We start from the raw sequence: 19,819 nt of genomic DNA on the forward strand, positions 1-19,819 counted from the left end.
TTTCACTATTAATAATCGTATAATTTTCTTTCAGTAAATGTAATAAATCGTATTTACTTTTGTAATTTAGAAAAAAATCTGAAACATATGTTAAGTCATCATCTTCATCTAACCCTCCTTTTTTTGAAATCAACCTTGCTAAATCTTTTGCCATAGGGGGTGCTTTTTTGAAAATATTTTCACAACCAAGCGAGAACCCTGCCCCTGTAAATAGAACGGCTCGGCCGGTATTTATTATGGATATCAGTCTACCAATAGATTCTGTATCAGCAGATGCCACCTTCAGGTTGTCAATTTGTGGTAATTTCATGTGATTTCCTTGTTTGTTATAAATATAACCAATTAGATTGTGTGGCTTTGTCAGTTTGTATTTTACTCAGCGTTTATCCAGAATTCGTACCAAGTGAGCCCATCAGACTATATTTTCCCCTCCAGTGAAAGTGTGGGGGGACGCGCTTACAGATATAATTTTTAATATCTATAGACCCTATTGGGTTTCCTAACTAAATCACTCAACTCGTAAATAATAGGTTTTCCTATATAAGAAACTTGCTTCCTATATAGGATGCTTGTTTCCTATATAAGAAACCTACAGCCTCTTGCTACCGTTCATGAACTCCTCTGGAATTCTCTTCTCAAGTTCAGTGCCACGAATCAATCGATACGGTACGAGCCACAATTTCGCCTGCGGATCCCATTTTGCTCGGGCTTTGCGTAGCTTTTCTCTCAACTCTGTCTCTCCGAACCCTACAGCAACCGGAGCCATGTCACCATCCCTAAAGCGGAACATGGGGCGCCAGGGCTTTTCTTCTACTATGATCTCAACGGTCTTCAGCCTAATTCCGCGGTCTTGGTCATACCGATAACGGACACAAAGCAGCGACTTGCCGTACTGCTCGACAAGTCGCCTTGTTCCCTTCTGCCCCGGTTTCAGGTGGCAGTGTGTTTTCATATCTTTTCAACATCGGACCTCCATCCGGACAAGGTTGTCATTAGTGTTTTGATTCAGGGCATTTTTCTCGAAAATATACGTATTCTTTGTTAGGCTGTAAATTAAAATTCTCACGTAAAGGAATGGCAATGCTCCAGCTTCCAGGCCAGCTCATCGCACGCTATCAATCCCATCTCGCCAAAGGCGGGATCAAGGACGGCAATTTGGTGGAATGCCTGAAGTGGCTTCGATTTTTTCTGGATTATTGCCATAAGTACAAGGTTTCTGCCGCCGAGTCCCACTGCCTTCACCTTTTCCTGGACAAGTTGCGGGAAAAGAATCAGTCGAATGAGCAGTTACGCCGCGCCTCCCGAGCGGTTTCTCTCTATTTCGAGATGAGACGGCTGGAACGGGCGTCTTCACCGGCTGACCAGCCCCAGCCCCATAAGACTCAAGAACCATCACCATCGACTCTCCGGCAGCTTGCGAAACCGGGACCGACGTCGCCAAGGGTTTCTCAATACTCCGAGGCCGGATAACAAGTGAAATCCGATTCGCCGGAATGGGATGAAGTGGTAGCCACGCTGGCAGCCGAAATCAAGGAGACCGTTCAATCTCGTGGTCAATCTGCTTTTCGGTTGCGGCCTGCGGCTGTTCGAGTGCTTGCAGCTGCGGGTGAGGGATTTCAACTTCGACGCCGGCATTCTGACGGTGCACGGCAAGGGGAAGAAAGACCGGACCCTGCCGCTGCCGGAATCGATCCTGCCGGAGATGAAAGCTCAGATAGAATTCGTGAAGAGGCTCCACGAAGAGGACCTTGCGGCAGGTTATGCGGGGGTGTTTCTCGACGACGTGGTGGAGAAGAAGTATCCCAATGCCCCGAGGGAGTTGATCCATCAGTGGTTCTTTCCGCAGCGGCGTTCCGGTGAGGACGGTGAAGGAGGCGGTGAGCCCGCTGGATATCTGAAGTCTCTCCCGGGGGGCCGGTGACCTCAGGGCGGCGGGATGGCTATCGGATGGCGCCGGGTGGCGGCGCCTCCAGGGCGGTTGCCACCAGTGCGTCGCGGCCATAGAGGTCGTCGCGGAACTGGATCGTCCCCTCGGCGTCGACCCATGCCGTGGAGTAGAGGAAGTAGACGGGAATCGGCCGGCGGAGCCGGACCAGCTTCTCCCTCGGCTGTTCCATGGCGGCGAGGATGTTCTCGCTGGTCCATTCCGGGTCATCGGCCAGCAGGTATTCTGCAAGCTCCACGGGCATGTCGATCCTGATGCAGCCCGAGCTGAAGTCGCGCACGGCCTTGTCGAACAACTCCCGTGTCGGGGTGTCGTGGATGTAGACGTTGAAGCGGTTGGGGAGCATGAACTTGACGCGCCCCAGGGAGTTGAGGGGGCCGGGGTCCTGACGGAGCCGGTAGGGGAAATTGGCCTCGCTGAGGCTGCGCCAGTTGACGCTCGCCGGGTTGATCTGGCTGGAGCCCCGGAAGACCCGGATCTTCTGCTTCGCCAGGAAGCGGCGGTCTTTCTGGATCTTGGGGAGGAGATCCTTCACGGCGATGCTGTGGGGTATGTGCCAGTAGGGGCTGAAGATGAGGTGATTCATTTTGGCGGTGAACGACGGGGTCTGGCGATAGGTCCGGCCCACGATGGCCCGCATCGTCAGCACCGGCTGACCCTCTTCCACTACGTCGAGCCCGAAGTTCGCCACGTTTACCATGATGTAGCGGCTGCCGAGCTCCGCCGGGAGCCAGCGCATCCGCTCCAGGTTCACCACGATCTGCTTCTCCCGCTCTTCCGCGGTCACGTTCAGGGCGGCCAGGGTCCGGGGCCCCACGGTTCCGTCGGGATCGAGGCCGTGGCGCTGCTGGAAGCGGATCACGCCCTGCTCCACCTCGTCGTCGAACTCCTCCCCCTCGGCCAAGGCGGGGTCCAGCTCTCCGGTGACGATGAGCCGGGCCCGCAGGACCGTTACGCGGGGGTCGCTGTCGCCGGCCTTGAGCGTGGGACCGTCCGGGATGGCAAGCCACCCCCCCTGTGCCGCCAGGTCGCGGTACTGCTTAAGGGCGTGCCGGAGCATCCCGTAGCCGGGTCCGTCGGGGATGAGGGCGTTGAGGCTCCCGGCGATGTCGCCGGATTCGAGGGCGTCGCGGAGACGTTTCACCAGGTCGGCTTCAGGACGACGGATGTACCATTCCGCCCCGAGGGTTTCCGGATTCACATGGCCCGCCAGGAGGTGAGAGGCATAGAGGAGCCAGGCGTCGGTCAGGAGCAGGTCGAGATCCGCCAGCGTCTCCGGCAGGTACGGTTGTTGCCGCGCCGCCGCCAGTCCCGTCTCGATCTGCTCCAGATGGTAGTCGCCGGACCTGAGCCCCTCGGCGTCGGCCTGTCGGAGTGCCTCCACGAGGGCATCGGCTAGGGGAGTAGGCCCTTCGGCGCCACTCCAGGCCGGTCGAAATGCCCGCTTCTGGTAGAATCTCCCGATGAGTCGCGAGGTGAGGATGAGCTCCCGCTCCACCACGATCCCCGGGGGAGCACCGGCAGACGCGATGCGATCCCGCAGCCGCTTGCCCACCTCGTTGGTGAGGTCCCCGGCGTACCCGGGGTAGACAGGGATTGCCAGACTGCTGGCGAGCAGCACCAGGATGATGAAGACGCCACGCAGACCCATTGTTGTCATGGTACCTTCCCCTAAGTGAACAGATCCAGCCGGAACCGGCGGGTCATGAGCTCCTGCAGTCTCCTGACTTCCTCGAAGGCGAGCCGCAGCCGTCCCTGTTCCATCCGGTTGAGCTGGTCCAGGGCTATGTGGTTGGTGGGACGCTCTCCCTGCCGGATGGCCTCCACCTGCCCCCGCAGCCGCAGGAGAACGAGGAAGTTGAAGCTCTCCTCCAGATCCTCCGCCTCCTTGGCGGTGAAGACTGCGGCCGTGACCAGGGACTGGAGGCGCTCCCACGTCCCCCCCTGGAGGAGCCCCGCCTCCAGAGCCAGGATTTTCACCCCTTCGGTGATGGCGAAGATTCCACCCTTCTTCAGGTCCAGGAGCCCCCGGTGGTCACCGCTGCGCTCCACCTTGATCCTGCCGAACATGCCAAGGGGGGGGCTGAACCGCACCATGTTGGCCCCCATGTGGGCCAGATAGGCGGAATCCCCCTCCAGTTGCCCGGTGATGTGCGCTTTAAGGGTCTGCTCCAGGGCGGGATCGCCGCCGATGAAGCGCAGGTCCATGAACATGCTGCAGTTGAGGATGTTTTCCGGGGTCGGGGCCGAGAGCCACTGGTCCAGCACCCCCCTCCACTGGCCGAGGCTCCGCCGCCAGGCGTCGTTTCTGACCATGATGCCGCCGGGGCAGGGGGGTACGCCGATGGCGACGAGGTTGTCGATCAGGTCGTGGGAGAAGGCTTCGAGCCGTTTGAGGTCGGCTTCGGCCAGGTCGTCGGTGTAGACGATGGCGTTGTCCTGGTCGGTGGTGAGGGTCTGTTCCTGGCGCCCTTCGCTCCCCAGGACGATGAAGGCGAAGCGGTCCGTCAGGTCGGGGTAGCGTTCCCGGCGCAGCAGCGTCATCAGGCGCACCAGGATCTGGTCGTTGAGGTGGGCGATCATCCGGACCAGATCCCGGATCGGCACCCCCGTCCCGGCAAGATGCACCACCAGGTCCTGGACCCGGACGTGGAGTTTCCCCAGGTCCGCCACAGACCGGGCCTCCTCGATCTCCCGGATCATCTGCTGGGGGGAGCGGGTCTGGAGCCGCAGGATGTCCGAATCGGTGATGATCCCGGTGAGCCGGCCAGCCCCGTCGAGCACGCAGACCCGGTGGATGCCGTGGCGCGACATCCGGTGGAGCGCCTCGAAGAGAGAGTCATCCTCGCCGACCGATATGAGGGGCGCATTCATGATCATCCCCGCCGTCATGGTGTGGCAGTCGACGCCCCGGGCCACGACCTTGTTCCGCAGGTCCCGGTCGGTGACAATGCCGGTCGGGGCATCACCCTCGCAGACCACCACGCTGGAGATGTTGTGCTCTCGCATGGTTGCGGCCACCGCCACCAGCCGGTCGCCGGGGGCGCAGGTCACCACCTGCCGCTGGCAGAATCCCTTTACCGGCTGGAACAGGATGTTTTCCTCGGTCATGGGGGCTCCTCCCTTATATTCCTCCCATGCAGAGGTATTTCACCTCGACAAATTCCTCAATGCCGTATTTGGATCCCTCCCGGCCAATGCCTGATTCCTTGACCCCGCCGAAGGGGGCAATCTCGGTGGAGACGAGACCGGTGTTGATCCCGACCATGCCGTACTCGAGCGCCTCGGCCACCCGCCAGACCCGGCCCATGTCGCGGGTGTAGAAGTAGGAGGCCAGCCCGAATTCGGTGTCGTTGGCCATCTGGATGGCCTCTTCGTCGGTGGTGAATCTGAAGATCGGCGCCACCGGGCCGAAGGTTTCTTCCCTGGCCACCAGCATCCGGGGGGTGACATCGCAGAGGATGGTGGGCTGGAAGAAGGTCCCCCCCAACTCATGTCGTTTGCCCCCCATGATGATCCTGGCCCCCTTGGCCACGGCATCGGCAATATGCTCTTCCACCTTCCGCACCGAGGCCTCGTCAATCAGGGGACCTTGCTGGACATCGGCCTCCAGGCCGTTGCCCACCCGCATCGTTGCCACGGCCGTCGCCAGTTTCCCGGCAAAGGCATCGTAGACCCCGGCCTGCACCAGCAGGCGGTTGGTACAGACGCAGGTCTGACCGGTATTGCGGTACTTGGAGGCGATGGCCCCTTCCACTGCGGCGTCCAGATCGGCGTCGTCAAAGACGATGAACGGCGCGTTGCCCCCCAGTTCCATGGAGACCTTCTTCATGGTCCCGGCGCACTGGGCGGTCAGCTGCTTGCCGATCTCGGTGGAGCCGGTGAAGGTCAGCTTGCGGACAATGGGGTTGGCGGTCATCTCGTCGCCGATTTCCTTGGATGAGCCGGTAATGACGCTGAAGACCCCGGCCGGGATGCCGGCCCGTTCTCCCAGTTCGGCCAAGGCAAGGGCAGAAAAAGGGGTTGCGGTGGCGGGCTTGACCACCATGGTGCAACCGGCGGCCAGGGCCGGCCCGGCCTTGCGGGTGATCATGGCGGCAGGGAAGTTCCAGGGGGTGATGGCGGCGCAGACGCCGATCGGTTCCTTGATGACCACTATCCGCTTGTCACGGGCGTGGGCAGGGATGGTTTCACCGTAGAGCCGCTTCCCCTCTTCGGCAAACCACTCGATGAAGGAGGCGGCATAGGCGATCTCGCCCCGGGACTCGGCCAGCGGCTTCCCCTGCTCGGCGGTCATGATGACGGCCAGGTCCTCCTGGTTTTCCATGATCAGCTCAAACCAGCGCCTGAGGATCACGGCCCGCTCCTTGGCAGTCCTGGCCCGCCAGGCAGGAAATGCCCGGTTGGCCGCCTCGATGGCTTGGCGGGTTTCCCCGGTCCCCATCCGGGGGATGGTGCCCAGGACGTCCCCGGTGGCGGGGTTGGTGACGTCGATGGTTTGCCCCCCATCGGCAGGGAGCCACCGGCCGTCAAGGTAGCAGAGCTGTTTCAGAAGTGACGGGTCGGACAGGGTGCGCATGGTTTCCTCTCCTTTGTTCGTGAAAGTGACGGCCGTGATTGGCCGTTATTACCTGAGTTTCTCGAAAGCTTCCCGTTCGGGTACGTACTCCGTCAATTCTCCCATATCGAGGTCGAAATACCAGCGCCAAGAGTCGAAGTAGATGGTTTCCAGGGCGGGATGCCTCGATTATTTCCCTCAGGGAATCCTTCTCACGTTCAGGACCCTTCCGAGGACCACTGCCAGAAGCGCTGCTCCTCCCGAGAGGAGCGCCCCCATTTTGGCGGAGCCCTGGATGTCGGGTTCAACGAAGGCGACCCCTGCCACGAAGAGGGCGACGGTCAGGCCTGTTCCCGCCACGAGCCCCGTCAGCACCAGTTCCTTTGTTCCAACCCTGTCCGGAAGGGGGAAGCCGAGAATCTGCCCCAGCGAGCCCAGGGCGAAGATCCCCACCGTCTTGCCGACCAGAAGAGCCGTCAGCACGAGCCAGGTGGCGGTCCCCATGGAGGAGAAGCCGACTCCCGCGTTGGCGAGACCGAAGAGGAAGAGACCGAAGTCGACGACGATCTTCCAGTCATGCTCAAACCGGGCGAGGGTTGAGGTGTCACGGGGGTCGTCCTCGAACAGGTGTGCCGTTTCCTTCGGGGGATGGGGGAGGAACGGGATTATGAAGACGAGGGCCAGGGCCGGGTGGAGATGTGCCATGAACAGTCCGGTCCAGGAGAGTCCACCCCCCAGGAGCACGTAGGGCCAGTAGCTTTTCGTCTTGGCGCCCCGCAGGATGTAGGCAATCACGATGCCGACCACCGTCAGGAAGAGCCACATCGGTTCGGTGGGATGGCTCGGGTCGGGGTAGAAGACGGCGATGATGGCAAGCCCTATGGCGTCATCGGCTACGGCCAGCAGGAGGAGGAATGACACCGCCGGGTGGCCGGCACCAAAGACAAGCCGCGCCACGAGCCACGCCAGGGCTATGTCGGTGGCGGTGGGGATTCCCCAACCCCGTGTCAGGGCCGGATCGCCGATTATGGCGTTGAGCCCCAGGTAGACGGCCACCGGTCCGATGACGCCGCCGAGGGTCGACAGAAGGGGATTGATCGCCTTGCGGGGAGGGTTCAGGTCGCCGCCGGGGAGACAGCTCTGGGTGATCTCCACGGCGGCAATTCCGAAAAAGAGCACCATGAAGAGTTCGTTGACCACGAAGTGGAGGTTCAATCCCCCCAGAAACGGCTGGTTGATAAAGGAGTGATACTCCTGAGGATTGAGGTTGGCCCAGACGAGAGCCGTTATGACCCCGGCGATGAGGGGGACGGAAAACTCCCTCAGCAGGTTGATCCTTTTTCTCATGTGATCGGGTTCCTGGCAGTGTCAATTCGGCGGTGCCGGGAGGGGAAGGCAGGAGTCCCGTCCCCTCTACGACACCGCCGGGAGAAGAGTGCTTTAAGCTACGCAGCCTTACTGTATCGGTGTTCGGGCCGCCGCGTCGGGAGGGGGTCTCTCATGCTGACGAGGTCCCGGGTCTGCCGCACCAGTGACCGCAGGTCTACCACGGCCGATGCCCCGGGCACAAGGGGACGTCTGCCGATGGAGAGGGCGGTCCCCCCCTGGCGCACCACCCAACGGAGAGCTGTGGCGTCGTTCGCGTCGCTGCCGGCACAAACCATTGCCCCCTTGTGCTTGAGGAAGCGGCAGAGGGCACGCACGCCGAATTCCATGGTTATTTCGGGGAGAAACTGGACCTCCACCATGTCGGGGCAGCGATAGAGGGCGACGCCCCTTTCCCGGCAGACCTGCTGGAGCCGGTCGTCGAGGGTCCGTTTCACCTTGGGCACTGTACCGGCGGTATGGATGGCCGCCGACCAGCGGCGGTCGTCAAAGGTCACTCCCGGCAGGTCGGCCAGCTCCCGCAGTGTCGGAAGCAGTTCGTCCCGCTTTTCCATGAGGAGTTCCTTGGGGCGCCCGGAGAGGGTCATGGATTCTCCTCCGGGGATGTGCCATTCGGTTCCGCAGCCTCCCCCGAGGAAGACCCCCGGTATGGGAACTCGGGAGACGAGGTCCTCAAGGGAGCGGCTGGAGAGGACCGCAACGAGTTCGCCGGGGGTGCCGGCGAGTTCCTCCAGGAGCTGGCGGGTGAGGCGGTGCAGTCGGGCCTTGGTCCGGTCCGCCCCCGGTGCCGTGAGGGCACCGTCAAAAGAAAATACCCAAAGTCTCTGTGACCTGTCGTTTGTCGTCATGGTTACACCTCCCTGCGCAGCATGGCTGGTGACAGCCATGTGCGGCATTGTCCGGGAGCCGCCATGGGGTGGCGGCTCCCGGGTTCGTGGTGGCCTTCGTCACGGGAAATGGTGTGCGTGACATGGGCCGGATCACCGGTCAGGGTTCAGTGACAACAGAGAGGACGTTGGACGTCGTCGGCGCGGGGTCGGGGCGAAGCGAGAAGATCGCGGCAACGACCACCGCGGTACGCACGTCAGACGTCATCAGCAGCGGTTTTTTGGGGGGACGAAGAACTCGAAGTAGACCTGGGGAGGCGCGTGGAACGGCTCGTAGGCGCGGAGATTTTCCACGAGCGGTGCATAGAGCGGCATGGTCGGCGTGGCGTCGCAGGATGGATTGAAGTCGCCGTGGGATGCCTCGGAGGTGGGGCAGCCGGACTCTCCTCCATCGTCGTCGGCCGAGATGCAGCCGCAGCTGACATGATTGGAGGGCGCTTGCTCCTTCAGGGAGAGGGAGATGGCGAGGCCGAAACCTGCCGTTGAGATGAGCAGAAGGACCACGACCAGGACGGACGCGAGTACTTTATGGGGGATAGTCGTATTTTTCATGGTTTTCAGTGAGGGAGTGCCGCGACACAATTTAATGAAAGGATAGGGATTTCGGCTTCGGCTGTCAAGGCTTCTCCTCCTCCAGTATTATGCGGGCAGCCGTAAGCTCCTTGCGTTTCTCCTCGTCCACCTTCGGGAAGGCGAGCTTCAGCCCGTCGAGGGCTTCGACAATGCCGGCCGCCACCACCAGGCGGCTGAACCACTTGTTGTCCGCCGGCACCACGTACCAGGGTGCGTAGTCGGTGGCCGTATTTCGGATCATATCCTCGTAGGCTTCCATGTAGTCGTCCCAGTGGCCGCGCTCCTGGGCATCGGCCACCGAGAACTTCCAGTTCTTGTCCGGATTGTCGAGCCTCTCCAGGAACCGCTTCTTCTGTTCACCCCGCGACACGTTGAGGAAAAACTTGCAGATAGCGATGCCGTTGCGGGTCAGGTAGCGTTCATAGGCATTGATATCCTCGAAACGCTCCTTCCAGATTTTTTTCGTCACCAGTGACGCAGGGAGCTTCTGCTTTGTCAGCAGTTCCCGGTGGACCCTGACGACCAGGACCTCTTCGTAGTAGGAGCGGTTGAAGATGCCGATCCGGCCCCGCTCGGGGAGGCACTTGCTGGTCCGCCAGAGAAAATCGTGGTCCAGTTCCTCCGGAGACGGAGCCTTGAAGTTGAAGACCTGGCATCCCTGGGGGTTGACTCCGGACATGACGTGTTTGATGGCGCCGTCTTTTCCTGCTGCGTCCATGGCCTGAAAGATGAGGAGGAGCGCCCACCGGTCCTGAGCATAGAGCTTCTCCTGCATTTCCGCAAGAATGTCGACCCCCTGCTGCAGGAGATTGGCTGCCCGGTCCTTGATCCCCTCTTCGTGCTCGAGTCCGAGGGTTTCGTCGGGATCGAAGTCCTTGAGCCTGAACTTTCTACCGTCTTCGACCCGGAAACTCTTCGCCAATGACCTGGCCTTCTTGATCAGTTTTCCCATGGTTAGCTCCTTTGTGATGTCCGACTGCCCCGGCACGATGTTTCGGCTGATTCAATACTATCATGGAGGGTGCCGCCTTCAACCGGCATGGGTGCCATGAAACGCTGGACAGAGGTGGTGGGGCGGGGGTACTATTTTAATCCGTTGTGCATCACACGAAAAAAGGAACCAGACCCTTGAAAACCACGCTGATCGCCATGGCCTGCATGGCTCTCGTTCTTGCCCAGTTCCCCACGTCCCACGCCTCCGAAACTATCCTGCCGCAGCCGGATGCTCCCCTTTGCGAGGAGACGCTCAAACGCCAGGAAGAGGCTCTGGCGGCGCTCACGGCGGAACAGTCCAGGCTGGAGCAAAAGATTCGGGAGATGGAGTGTGCCCCCATCGTTTCCAGCGATGAGCTGCTGGCAAGAAACTTGCGGCAGCTCCAGGAGCTGGCGGCTAATACCCGCGCCCAGCGCCAGTCCATGGCCGACTTCGAGAAGTTCGTCACCTGGATGAGCTCAAGCCTTGCCGGCTACGAGAAGTACATCCAGGCGGGCTCCGTGGCGGCCGGTGTTGCCAAGGTCCTTCCCATCCCCTACGCGGGGCAGGCTTCGATGCTGACCAAGTTTGTCTCTCAGGGGGTCCTCTCCCTGAACGCCGCCTCGGGCTCTATCGCTTCCTATCTGAAGACCTCCGGCCGGTACCTGGCCATGGTCGACGCCATTGATCCGAAGCATCCCGATGCCGTAAAGGTTTCCGCCGCGGCCCGCTTTGCCGACGGGGAGTTCCTGCGGGCCATGACCGATGTGCAGGCCAAGCTGCGGACCTCCGCAGACATCTCCGCCTCCACCCTTTCGTTCCTGGAGACCCTTGACCACTATGTGGGGAACAGCGACGAATACTGGGCCAAGACCAAGGCTTTCGTCACCCGCAATGATGCATACAAGAAAGACAAGAGCTACCTGGCCACCAGCATAGAGGGGCTTACGAACCGGGCTGGGACGTTCAATGGCAGGCTCAGGCTCTTCGAGGATACGGCCCGCAAGGATCTGCCGCTCATCAAGAACCTGGTGGCCTATGACGACCTGGCGCGAGAGGTCGAAGCCAAGGCGCGGCTGAAGCGCGAGGCTCTGGCCGCGGCGGTGAAACCGTAGCGACTGTTTGATGACGAGTCTGGCATACGAAAGGGCGGGGTATTCCCCGCCCTTTCATTGTTTCGTGGGCCCGACCGTTCGGCGCCGGAAGAACCTATAAGGTCAGCATGAAGGCGAGCAGATCCTTCTTTTCTTCGTCGGTGAGCTTGACGCCGGTAACCAGATTGAAAAACTCGATGGTGTCGGTCAACGTCAGAAGCCGCCCGTCGTGCAGGTAGGGGGGGGAATCCTTGATGCCTCGCAGGGGGAATGTCTTGATGGGACCGTCTGCACTGGCCAGTCGGCCGTTAATCATCTCCGGCTTGTAGAAGCGCTCCACCCGCAGATTATGCATCTGGTTGTCGGTGTAATAGGGGGCGGGGTGGCACTCGGCGCACCGCGCCTTGCCGAAGAAAATCTCCTGTCCACGCAGTTCGGCCTTGTTGCCCTTGGCCGGATCAAGTTTGCCGAAGACAGAGAGTTTTGGTGCAGGCGGAAAATCGAGAATATTTTGGAACTCTCCCATAAAGTGGACCTGGCTGCCGCGCTCGAGGATGTTCACCCCCTTCTTGGTGGCGATCACCGGGTCGCCGTCGAAGTAGGCGGCGCGCTGCTCGAATTCGGTGAAGTCTTCGACGCTCTTGAGAGCCCGCTGGGAGCCGAACAATCGCTGGATGTTGACCCCGCGAAGTGGCGGCGTGTCAAGGCGGTGGCGCAGTTCCTGTGGCCGGATGTCCCCCACCAGGTGGGTGGAGGCATTGGTGTGGCCGTTGGCGTGGCAGTCAAAGCAGGTCACCCCCAGGCTCGGTTCGGCCGAGCGGCGGTCGTTGGTGGCGTTAAACTGCTGTTGGGGGAAGGGGGTGAGCAGAAGCCGCAGCCCTTCGAGCTGCTTCGGGTTGAGAATGCCGTTGAACAGCTCGAAGAAGTTCTGGGTGGTCACCAGCTTGCCCTGGGAGACGTCGCCCAGATCGGGGCGGGTAGTCAGATAGATGGGAGGCGGAAACTCGGGGAGGAAATGGTCAGGGATATCGAAGTCGAGATCGAAACGGGTCAGGTCCCGGCCGGTCTGCTTCTTGATCTCATCGATATGAAACTTGGGGAAGAGCATGCCACCTTCGGGGTGATTGGGGTGGGGCAGCGGCATGAAGCCCTTGGGGAATAGTCCCTTCTCGCGGATTGCCTCCGGGGTCATGGCCGCAAGCTGCTGCAAGGTCGTCCCTGGGGGGAGTTTGACCCGCGCACCGTCCTGCACGGCCTTGCCCCGGGACATGGTCACCCCCTGCATCGGTTTGTCAACCAGGTCGTACCGCATGCCGAGCAGGTCCATCTGACGTTTCATAACTGCCTTTTTCTGTTTCTCCATCTCCTGTTTGACGGTCGAGAATGATTCGGTGGCGGCGACCGGTGCATAGCTTGTTTTGCCCACCGTCTGTTCTGCGGCCAGGGTGAATGTTGCGCTCGCCAATACGGCCGTTACTGCCAGCAGCGATATGCTGCGGGCACTGATTCGGTTTTTCCCTTCCATGTGCATTCTCCTTTCCTCTGATGCGGCATCGGCGTCGTTTCACCGTGCCTTCGTCACCTTAATTCCTTGTTAAACCGCTCTGCCGCCGGGTGAGGGCCTGGTTATCGGGAATTCGTGTGAACGCTACTGATTACGGGTGCTTATAGATAGATACCCCATAATGAGCTCTTGTCAATTTCCAGTGTCAGAGGGAGCGAAGCGTTGGCACCGGCGTGGCGATGGAATCAGCCGATAGATGGGAATCAGAATTGCACGGATACGAGCAGCAAATAAATGGACGAGTCAGCAATTTTCGTCGGCCAGATTGTTACAGAAGATGGAGGGTGAAGCCATGGCCAGGATGTCGGTGGATACGATGGTGGTACTCGGCAAGTGCGCCGAGATCGAGCTCAAGAGTATGGAACTCTACGATCTCTATGCCGACTGTTTTGAGCATGACGTGGATGTTGCACGGATGTGGCGCAGGGTGGCGCGTGAAGAGGAAAATCATGCCAACCAGTTCCGGCTGGCCGTGAAGATGAAGGAAGGGGCCATCAGGGCGGTAACCGTCGATCCGTGGAAGGTCGACAACACCCTCCGGGTTGTTCAGTCCATCATTGACGGAGTTAAGCGGAGCCGCCCCTCGCTGGAGGAGGCTCTTCGTTCGGCCATCAAGCTTGAGGAGCATCTGTCATGCCTCCATGTGGATTGTGTCGTGAACTTCGAGGACGAGCAGTACCGAAAGTTCTTCCATGCCATGATGGCGTGCGATAACTCCCACGCAAGCCGCCTTCAGGAGGTCTATGACGAGCAAGTCAAAACCCGCGGCCGGTAGGGTCGCGGGTCTGCAATAACAGGAACAGATCAGAGCATTGCATGGGGGCGGAACGGAAACGTTCCGCCCTTTGTGTTGGCGGCGCTAGCGGCCGAACTCGTGGTCCTGCCTCGCGGATGCGGGACGGGCCTGGAGCCGGTTCTCGGCGTTAAGAAATAATCGGTTAGAATGGGTATCTCTCAGAGATGGTGACGCGTTTGGGCATGGTCGTCGGCAAAACTGGCCAAATGGCGAAGTTGCCCCCCGTTGTCAGGAGGGGAGTCACCCTGTCGCGATAATTATATTTTTTCCAGGAGATGATGTGCCGGTATCTCTGAGGAATTTAATGGGCAGGAGTGGAGGTTGTTGGCTCCGAGGTTAGAGAAGACCGGCAAGGAGCTTCGTTCCCATGACCATCAGGAGGAACGCGAAAGTTTTCTTGAGCCCTGCCACCGGGAGGCTGTGTGCAAGGCGGGCACCGAAGGGGGCGGTGATGACGCTTGCCAGGGCGATGCCGGCAAGGGCGGGGAGGTAGACGAACCCCAGGGACCAGGGAGGGAGGGTCGCGACGGTGAGGCCGTTGGCCACGTAGCCGACGGCACCGGCCAAGGCGATGGGAAAACCGATGGCGGCCGAGGTGCCGATAGCGGTGTGCATTGGGATGTTGCACCAGGCCATGAACGGTACCGACAGGCTGCCGCCGCCGATGCCCACGAGGCTGGAAACCCCGCCGATGATCCCGCCGACGCCGAGCATCCCCCCCGTACCCGGCAACTGGCGGGAGGGTTTGGGGCGAATGTTCAGGAGCATCTGAAGGGCCACATAGTAGAGAAAGATCACGAAGAAGACCTTGAGAGACCGGGTCGACAGCTGGGCCGCCACCCAGCTCCCTGCCAGGGTTCCGGCGACGATGCCGGCGGAGATGCGGCGCACCACCTGCCAGTCGACGGCTCCCCGGCCGTGGTGGGCCCGCAGGCTCGACACCGACGTGAAGATGATGGTGGCGAGGGAGGTTCCCAGCGCCAGGTGGGCGATGTAGGGGGCGGGGAGCCCCTGGGCGGAGAAGAGAAAGGTAAGGATCGGCACGATAACGAGCCCTCCCCCAACGCCGAGAAGCCCCGCCAGCACCCCCGCGAAGGCGCCCAGAGCCAGGTAGGCGAGCAGAAACACGGTTATCCTCTCCCTCCTCGGTTATTCTTGCCGTTTCGGTTGTTCCGTTCGTACTCCGTCCTCAGCCGTTCGAGGCCCTTGCGGAAGCTGTTATACCCGAAACGGTCCGACTTGTCGCGAAGATTTGCCGGAGGTGCGGCGGTTGCCCCATGGACGGCGATGATTGGGCAGGTATACTTTTTCATGGGTATCGTGGCAATTGAGGCTCACCAGTCACCGGGCAGGAGGGCAACGCTATGATCGTCGGAGTACCACGGGAAATAAAGACCCACGAGTACCGGGTCGGCATGACCCCGGCCGGGGTCGCGGAACTCGCGCGCGGGGGACACACGGTTCTCGTGGAAACCGGCGCCGGGGAGGGGAGCGGCTTCTCCGACGGGGAATACCGGCGGGCCGGTGCCGAGGTCTGCGGCCGGGACGAGCTTTTCGGGGGGGCGGAACTCCTCGTCAAGGTCAAGGAGCCGCTTCCGGTCGAGTACGAGCTGATGCGCCAGGGGCAGGCCCTCTTCACCTACCTGCATCTCGCACCCAACCGCCCCCTCACGGAGCTGCTCCTGGGCAAGGGGGTAACGGGGATCGGCTACGAAACCCTGGAGAAGGGGGGGACACTTCCCCTCCTGGCCCCCATGAGCGAGGTGGCCGGCCGGATGGCGCCGCTGGTGGGGGCGTACCATCTCCAGCGGGTCCTGGGGGGGACGGGGGTCCTTCCCACCGGCGTGCCGGGGGTGCCTGCCGCCCGGGCCCTCATCCTGGGGGCGGGGGTGGTGGGAAGCGGCGCGGCGCGGGTCTGCGCCGGACTCGGCATGGAAACGGTGGTCATGAACCGGGGAATCGACCGGCTCCAGCGCCTCGACGAGCTCCTGGCGGGCAGGGTGCGGACCGTGATCATGAACCGGGAGACCCTGGCGGAAGAGCTTGCGAGGGCTGATCTTGTCGTCGGCGCGGTGCTCGTGCCGGGGGGGCGGACCCCCCTTCTCATCGACCGGCCTGCCCTCGGCACCATGAAGCGGGGAGCCGTCCTCGTCGACGTCTCCATCGACCAGGGGGGATGCGCCGAGACGAGCCGCCCCACCACCCACGACGACCCCGTCTACACGGCGGAGGGGGTTATCCATTACACCGTCGCCAATATGCCCGGTGCCTACCCCCGCACTTCGACCCTGGCTCTCACCAACGCCACCCTTTCCTACGTGCGGCTCCTGGCCGACCGGGGTATAGAAGGGGCGCTGCGGGCCGACCCGGCCCTGGCCGGCGCCCTCAATACCTGGCGCGGCGGGATAACCCACCCCGTCCTGGCGGAGGCCATGGGGGAGCCGTGTCGCCGCTTCCCCTGAATGGGGCCATGATTGCGGGACGGACCCGGGAGTGGGAGCAGAGCCTCACTCCTTCTCCGGCGGCCGGATCACCAGGTGGCGTTCCGGTTCGCGTCCCTCGCTCTCTGCCACGAGGCCGTGACCGGCGATGAGCCGATGCTGCATCTTGCGGAGCGCCGGCCGCTGAGGGGCGAGCTCCACTGCCACACCTTCCTCCATTGCTGACCTGATCCCCTCTTCCGTCTCGCGGACCACGGCGGCGAGCAGGTCGTCCTCCTCACCCCCCATCACGTGGAAAATCCGCTCCAGAAGCCTCCGCATCTCGTTGGCAGTGTTGCGCTTGATGAAGTGAAGCGACGCTCCGCCTGTGTCCATGATCCGTTTGAGCCTCAGGTCGTCGGCCCGTGAGCGGAGGGCGATAATGACATCTGCCTGCTCGACTCCCCCCACGGTGCGGGCATCGAGCCGCAGGCTCCGGATCACCCGCTCAAGGAGATCGCGGGAGAGGGCGTAGGGGTAGACTCGCGCCGGCCCCCGGCGCTCGGCAAGCTCCGTTGCCGACGGTGGCGGGGTTGTCACAACGGCCGGCTCTTCGTCACGAACGTGAACCTGTCCGTCGGCCCCCTGTTCGCGCCGTTCCCCCCGGGGGGCGTAGCCCCTCAGGATGGCGTCCACTGCCGCGGCCGTATCGCTGTGGACGATCAGCTCGTCCCGGTCCACCATCTCCACCACGATATCGAAGGTAGGGGGCGCCCGACGCTCGCTCACGGTCTTGGTGGAGCGTCGTCGTCGGGCCTCTTCGTCGGAGAGGGTGACCACCTGCACCCCTCCCACGAGGTCGGCGAGGGTAGGGTTCTTGATGAGATTCTCCAAGGTCGTGCCGTGGGCCGTGCCGATCAGCTGCACCCCCCGTTCGGCGATGGTGCGGGCCGCGGCGGCCTCGGCCTCGGTGCCGATCTCGTCCACGATGATCACCTCGGGCATATGGTTTTCCACTGCCTCGATCATCACCGCATGCTGGCGATCGACCCGGGGCACCTGCATCCGCCGGGCGCTCCCGATCCCCGGGTGGGGGATGTCGCCGTCGCCGGCAATCTCGTTAGAGGTGTCGATTACGATCACCCGCTTGCCGAAGTCGTCGGCCAGAACCCGCGCCATCTCCCGCAGCTTTGTGGTCTTTCCCACCCCGGGCCGCCCAAGGATGAGGAGGCTTTGGCCCCCTTCGATCAGGTCTCGCAGCAGATCGATCCCGCCGAAGACCGCTCTCCCCACCCGGAGGGTGAGCCCCACGATCTGCCCCTTGCGGTTGCGGATGGCGGAGATCCGGTGGAGGGTCCGCTCGATCCCGGCCCGGTTGTCGTCGCCGAATTCTCCCGTCAGGGCGGTCACGTGGGCAAGCTCCTCGTGGTTCACCGGTTGGTCTGAGAGCTGCACCGTCCGGCCGGCAAGACGGGCCTCGGCGGGGCGCCCCAGGTCCATGACCACCTCCAGGAGCTCATCCAGCGGTATCCGGTGGAGGGCCGACTGGAGTTCCACCGGAAGAGTGGCGACCAGGAGCAGGGTGTCGTTTCCGTCGGCGCTCGGTTTCCTTCGTGAACTGCTCATTCCGTCCCTCCACTGCCGGGCCTGCATTTGCACGGTGATCTTCTTTCAACTTTACGGCCTCAGCCATCCCTGGTCAAGGAAAGGTCGGTCCGGCGTTTCCCCTCTGGAGAGGAAAGGGCTTCACATGCTTGACTAATCGTCTTATTTCGACTATTTTGTGCTATTCGCAACTTTATCCAACTGTTGCCATTTCACGACGGAGCTATATCACATGGACATGGACGAGAAAGACGGAATCGAAACAACCGAAGAGGAGAGCTTTGCCGAGCTTTTTGAGAAGAGCAACAGCGAGACCACCCGCCTGAGGCCCGGCTCGAAGGTGGAGGCGAAGGTCCTCAAAATCAGCACTGACTGGGTTTTCCTTGATATCGGCAAGAAGGGCGAAGGGGTCATGGAGCGCAAGGAACTCCTGGACGCCGAGGGGAACCTGACTATTGCCGAGGGTGATACCGTCACCGTCTGGTACACGGGGAGCGTACGCAACGAGCTCCGCTTCACCACCAAGCTGGGGGCCGGCGCCGCAGCCAACGCCCAGCTCGAGGAAGCCCATCGCTCGGGAATCCCCGTTGAAGGGTTCGTTGTCAAGGAGATCAAGGGGGGGTTCGAGGTGAGGCTCAGCGGCACCACCCGTGCATTCTGCCCCTTCTCCCAGATCTCGCTGCGCCGGGCCGAGAATCCGGCCGAGTTTGTGGGCAAGCACCTCCTCTTCCGGGTTACGGAATACGGCGAGCGGGGCCGCAACATCGTCCTTTCCCATCGCCAACTCCTCGAGGAGGAGCAGCGGGGCAAGCGGGAGGCCCTCAAGGAAACCCTCAAGGAGGGGACGACCGTCACCGGTACGGTGACCCGGTTGGCCGACTTCGGCGCCTTCGTGGATCTCGGCGGTGTGGATGGCCTCATCCCCATCTCCGAGGTGGGATGGACCCGGGTGAAGCACGTCCGCGACGTCCTCTCCGTGGGAGAGCAGGTGAGCGTCGTCATCAAGAAGATCGACTGGGACGCCGGCAAGATCTCCCTGAGCCTCAAGGATACCCTCGCCGACCCGTGGGCATCGGTGGCCGACCAGTTCCCCGAGGGCTCCTACCACACCGGCACCGTGGCACGGCTTGCGGCGTTCGGCGCCTTCGTGACCCTCGCTCCCGGCATCGACGGGCTGCTCCATATCTCCAAGCTCGGCAAGGGGAAGCGGATCAACCATCCCAGCGATGTGTTGAAAGAGGGCGAATCGGTTGAAGTGAAGGTGGACGGCGTCGACCGTGAGGCCCGCCGCCTCTCGCTGGCCCTTGCCGAAGTGAGCCGGGCCGCCGAAGAGGAGGAGAAGAGTATCGACTCCTTCCGTCAGCAGGCTACGACCTCCTCAAAAGAGTCCATGGGCTCCTTTGGCGACCTTCTCAAGGCTAAAATCGAAGAGAAGGGGTAGGTGGCGAAGCAGTCCAACTACATAACCACCGAGGGGGCGAAAAAACTCCGCGATGAGCTCACCTGGCTCTGGAGGGAGGAACGCCCCCGCGTCACCCAGGGTGTGTCCGACGCCGCCGCCGAGGGGGACCGTTCGGAAAACGCCGAATACATCTACGGCAAGAAGCGGCTGCGGGAGATCGACCGCCGCATCCGCTTCCTCACCCAACGCCTCGACCACCTCACCGTGGTCGACGCCCCTCCCCCCGCCAACGGCAAGATCTTCTTCGGCGCCTGGATCCGGCTCGAAACCGAGGAGGGAGACGAGGTGGTCTACCGCGTCGTCGGCCCCGACGAGACCGACGCCTCCAACGGATTCATCAGCATCGATTCACCCATGGGGAAGGCTCTCCTGGGCCGGCACGAGGGGGACGAGGTTCACGTCCGCCGGCCGGCCGGGGAAGCGGTCTTCACGGTGCTCGAAGTTGCCTACCAGCCATTATCGGTATAAAATTCAGAATCCAGAATGAAACCGCTGCACTAACGCCTTCTGGATTCTGACTCCTTGAATTCTGACTCCTCACTTTTCACCCCGGAGG

18 protein-coding genes and 1 pseudogene are annotated in these 19,819 nt (G+C 61.8%); 7 read left to right on the plus strand and 12 right to left on the minus strand.

Annotated features, from left to right (window positions below; translation table 11 throughout):
* Positions 1-310: pseudogene (locus RCH91_RS15615) on the minus strand (SIR2 family protein); the annotation flags it as partial.
* A gap of 279 nt (positions 311-589) precedes the next feature.
* The gene (locus RCH91_RS15620) at positions 590-952 is read right to left on the minus strand and encodes a hypothetical protein (protein ID WP_306535912.1); all 363 of its coding nucleotides are present in this window, start codon (positions 950-952) and stop codon (positions 590-592) included.
* 128 nt (positions 953-1,080) lie between these two features.
* On the opposite strand from RCH91_RS15620, the gene RCH91_RS15625 reads away from it, so the two are divergent.
* Together RCH91_RS15625 and RCH91_RS15630 are read left to right on the plus strand one after the other, a co-directional pair.
* Positions 1,081-1,470, plus strand: a complete 390-nt coding sequence (locus RCH91_RS15625) for a hypothetical protein (protein WP_306535913.1) — start codon at positions 1,081-1,083, stop codon at positions 1,468-1,470.
* Between the two features lie 79 nt (positions 1,471-1,549).
* Positions 1,550-1,921, plus strand: a complete 372-nt coding sequence (locus RCH91_RS15630; RefSeq protein ID WP_306535914.1) for a tyrosine-type recombinase/integrase — start codon at positions 1,550-1,552, stop codon at positions 1,919-1,921.
* 19 nt (positions 1,922-1,940) lie between these two features.
* Here the strand turns inward: RCH91_RS15630 and RCH91_RS15635 are convergent, their stop codons facing one another.
* The 7 genes from RCH91_RS15635 to RCH91_RS15665 form a co-directional block, all read right to left on the minus strand.
* Positions 1,941-3,605, minus strand: coding sequence for a murein L,D-transpeptidase (locus tag RCH91_RS15635; protein ID WP_306535915.1), 1,665 nt, complete (start codon positions 3,603-3,605; stop codon positions 1,941-1,943).
* A gap of 11 nt (positions 3,606-3,616) precedes the next feature.
* Positions 3,617-5,056 carry a putative nucleotidyltransferase substrate binding domain-containing protein gene (locus tag RCH91_RS15640; protein WP_306535916.1) on the minus strand — a complete coding sequence of 480 codons (1,440 nt, stop codon included), beginning with the start codon at positions 5,054-5,056 and terminating at the stop codon, positions 3,617-3,619.
* Between the two features lie 13 nt (positions 5,057-5,069).
* Positions 5,070-6,524 carry an NADP-dependent succinate-semialdehyde dehydrogenase gene (gene gabD, locus RCH91_RS15645; protein WP_306535917.1) on the minus strand — a complete coding sequence of 485 codons (1,455 nt, stop codon included), beginning with the start codon at positions 6,522-6,524 and terminating at the stop codon, positions 5,070-5,072.
* A gap of 177 nt (positions 6,525-6,701) precedes the next feature.
* A complete protein-coding gene (locus tag RCH91_RS15650) occupies positions 6,702-7,850 on the minus strand; it encodes a Na+/H+ antiporter NhaA (RefSeq protein WP_306535918.1) in 1,149 nt (382 codons plus the stop codon).
* 98 nt (positions 7,851-7,948) lie between these two features.
* A complete protein-coding gene (locus RCH91_RS15655; RefSeq protein ID WP_306535919.1) occupies positions 7,949-8,737 on the minus strand; it encodes a trehalose-phosphatase in 789 nt (262 codons plus the stop codon).
* Positions 8,738-8,983: 246 nt separating this feature from the next.
* Positions 8,984-9,328: a hypothetical protein gene (locus RCH91_RS15660; protein WP_306535920.1), complete on the minus strand. Its 345-nt coding sequence runs from the start codon at positions 9,326-9,328 to the stop codon at positions 8,984-8,986.
* A gap of 64 nt (positions 9,329-9,392) precedes the next feature.
* Complete coding sequence (locus RCH91_RS15665) at positions 9,393-10,301, minus strand: polyphosphate kinase 2 family protein (RefSeq protein ID WP_306535921.1); 909 nt, start codon at positions 10,299-10,301, stop codon at positions 9,393-9,395.
* Between the two features lie 176 nt (positions 10,302-10,477).
* Here RCH91_RS15665 and RCH91_RS15670 point away from each other — a divergent pair, with 176 nt between their 5' ends.
* Complete coding sequence (locus RCH91_RS15670; protein ID WP_306535922.1) at positions 10,478-11,437, plus strand: hypothetical protein; 960 nt, start codon at positions 10,478-10,480, stop codon at positions 11,435-11,437.
* A gap of 94 nt (positions 11,438-11,531) precedes the next feature.
* On the opposite strand, the gene RCH91_RS15675 is transcribed toward RCH91_RS15670, so the two are convergent.
* On the minus strand, positions 11,532-12,941 hold the full coding sequence (locus tag RCH91_RS15675; RefSeq protein WP_306535923.1) for a cytochrome B6: 1,410 nt from the start codon (positions 12,939-12,941) through the stop codon (positions 11,532-11,534).
* A 331-nt stretch (positions 12,942-13,272) separates the two neighbouring features.
* Here RCH91_RS15675 and RCH91_RS15680 point away from each other — a divergent pair, with 331 nt between their 5' ends.
* Positions 13,273-13,755, plus strand: coding sequence for a ferritin family protein (locus RCH91_RS15680; protein ID WP_306535924.1), 483 nt, complete (start codon positions 13,273-13,275; stop codon positions 13,753-13,755).
* Between the two features lie 357 nt (positions 13,756-14,112).
* Here the strand turns inward: RCH91_RS15680 and RCH91_RS15685 are convergent, their stop codons facing one another.
* Positions 14,113-14,904, minus strand: coding sequence for a sulfite exporter TauE/SafE family protein (locus tag RCH91_RS15685; protein WP_306535925.1), 792 nt, complete (start codon positions 14,902-14,904; stop codon positions 14,113-14,115).
* Positions 14,905-15,140: 236 nt separating this feature from the next.
* Here RCH91_RS15685 and ald point away from each other — a divergent pair, with 236 nt between their 5' ends.
* Positions 15,141-16,238 (plus strand): alanine dehydrogenase, encoded by a 1,098-nt coding sequence (gene ald, locus RCH91_RS15690; protein ID WP_306535926.1) that lies wholly within the window; start codon positions 15,141-15,143, stop codon positions 16,236-16,238.
* Between the two features lie 45 nt (positions 16,239-16,283).
* On the opposite strand, the gene RCH91_RS15695 is transcribed toward ald, so the two are convergent.
* Positions 16,284-17,822 (minus strand): R3H domain-containing nucleic acid-binding protein, encoded by a 1,539-nt coding sequence (locus RCH91_RS15695; protein ID WP_306535927.1) that lies wholly within the window; start codon positions 17,820-17,822, stop codon positions 16,284-16,286.
* Positions 17,823-18,033: 211 nt separating this feature from the next.
* Between RCH91_RS15695 and rpsA the strand changes: the two genes are divergently transcribed.
* On the plus strand, positions 18,034-19,242 hold the full coding sequence (gene rpsA, locus RCH91_RS15700) for a 30S ribosomal protein S1 (RefSeq protein WP_306535928.1): 1,209 nt from the start codon (positions 18,034-18,036) through the stop codon (positions 19,240-19,242).
* Positions 19,243-19,731 (plus strand): transcription elongation factor GreB, encoded by a 489-nt coding sequence (greB, locus tag RCH91_RS15705; protein ID WP_306535929.1) that lies wholly within the window; start codon positions 19,243-19,245, stop codon positions 19,729-19,731.
* Positions 19,732-19,819: the final 88 nt, after the last annotated feature.

The organism is Geobacter sp. (assembly GCF_030834625.1).
In the GTDB taxonomy this organism is placed as follows: Bacteria; Desulfobacterota; Desulfuromonadia; order Geobacterales; family Geobacteraceae; genus Geobacter.

Bases quoted from the DNA above. Each gene is read 5' to 3' on its own strand.
- RCH91_RS15655 (WP_306535919.1), bottom strand. From the start codon at position 8,737: ATGACGACAAACGACAGGTCACAGAGACTTTGGGTATTTTCTTTTGAC.
- RCH91_RS15660 (WP_306535920.1), bottom strand. From the start codon at position 9,328: ATGAAAAATACGACTATCCCCCATAAAGTACTCGCGTCCGTCCTGGTC.
- rpsA (WP_306535928.1), top strand. From the start codon at position 18,034: ATGGACATGGACGAGAAAGACGGAATCGAAACAACCGAAGAGGAGAGC.
- RCH91_RS15620 (WP_306535912.1), bottom strand. From the start codon at position 952: ATGAAAACACACTGCCACCTGAAACCGGGGCAGAAGGGAACAAGGCGA.
- ald (WP_306535926.1), top strand. From the start codon at position 15,141: ATGATCGTCGGAGTACCACGGGAAATAAAGACCCACGAGTACCGGGTC.
- RCH91_RS15625 (WP_306535913.1), top strand. From the start codon at position 1,081: ATGCTCCAGCTTCCAGGCCAGCTCATCGCACGCTATCAATCCCATCTC.
- RCH91_RS15640 (WP_306535916.1), bottom strand. From the start codon at position 5,056: ATGACCGAGGAAAACATCCTGTTCCAGCCGGTAAAGGGATTCTGCCAG.
- RCH91_RS15635 (WP_306535915.1), bottom strand. From the start codon at position 3,605: ATGACAACAATGGGTCTGCGTGGCGTCTTCATCATCCTGGTGCTGCTC.
- RCH91_RS15695 (WP_306535927.1), bottom strand. From the start codon at position 17,822: ATGAGCAGTTCACGAAGGAAACCGAGCGCCGACGGAAACGACACCCTG.
- gabD (WP_306535917.1), bottom strand. From the start codon at position 6,524: ATGCGCACCCTGTCCGACCCGTCACTTCTGAAACAGCTCTGCTACCTT.
- RCH91_RS15650 (WP_306535918.1), bottom strand. From the start codon at position 7,850: ATGAGAAAAAGGATCAACCTGCTGAGGGAGTTTTCCGTCCCCCTCATC.
- RCH91_RS15680 (WP_306535924.1), top strand. From the start codon at position 13,273: ATGGCCAGGATGTCGGTGGATACGATGGTGGTACTCGGCAAGTGCGCC.
- RCH91_RS15665 (WP_306535921.1), bottom strand. From the start codon at position 10,301: ATGGGAAAACTGATCAAGAAGGCCAGGTCATTGGCGAAGAGTTTCCGG.
- RCH91_RS15675 (WP_306535923.1), bottom strand. From the start codon at position 12,941: ATGGAAGGGAAAAACCGAATCAGTGCCCGCAGCATATCGCTGCTGGCA.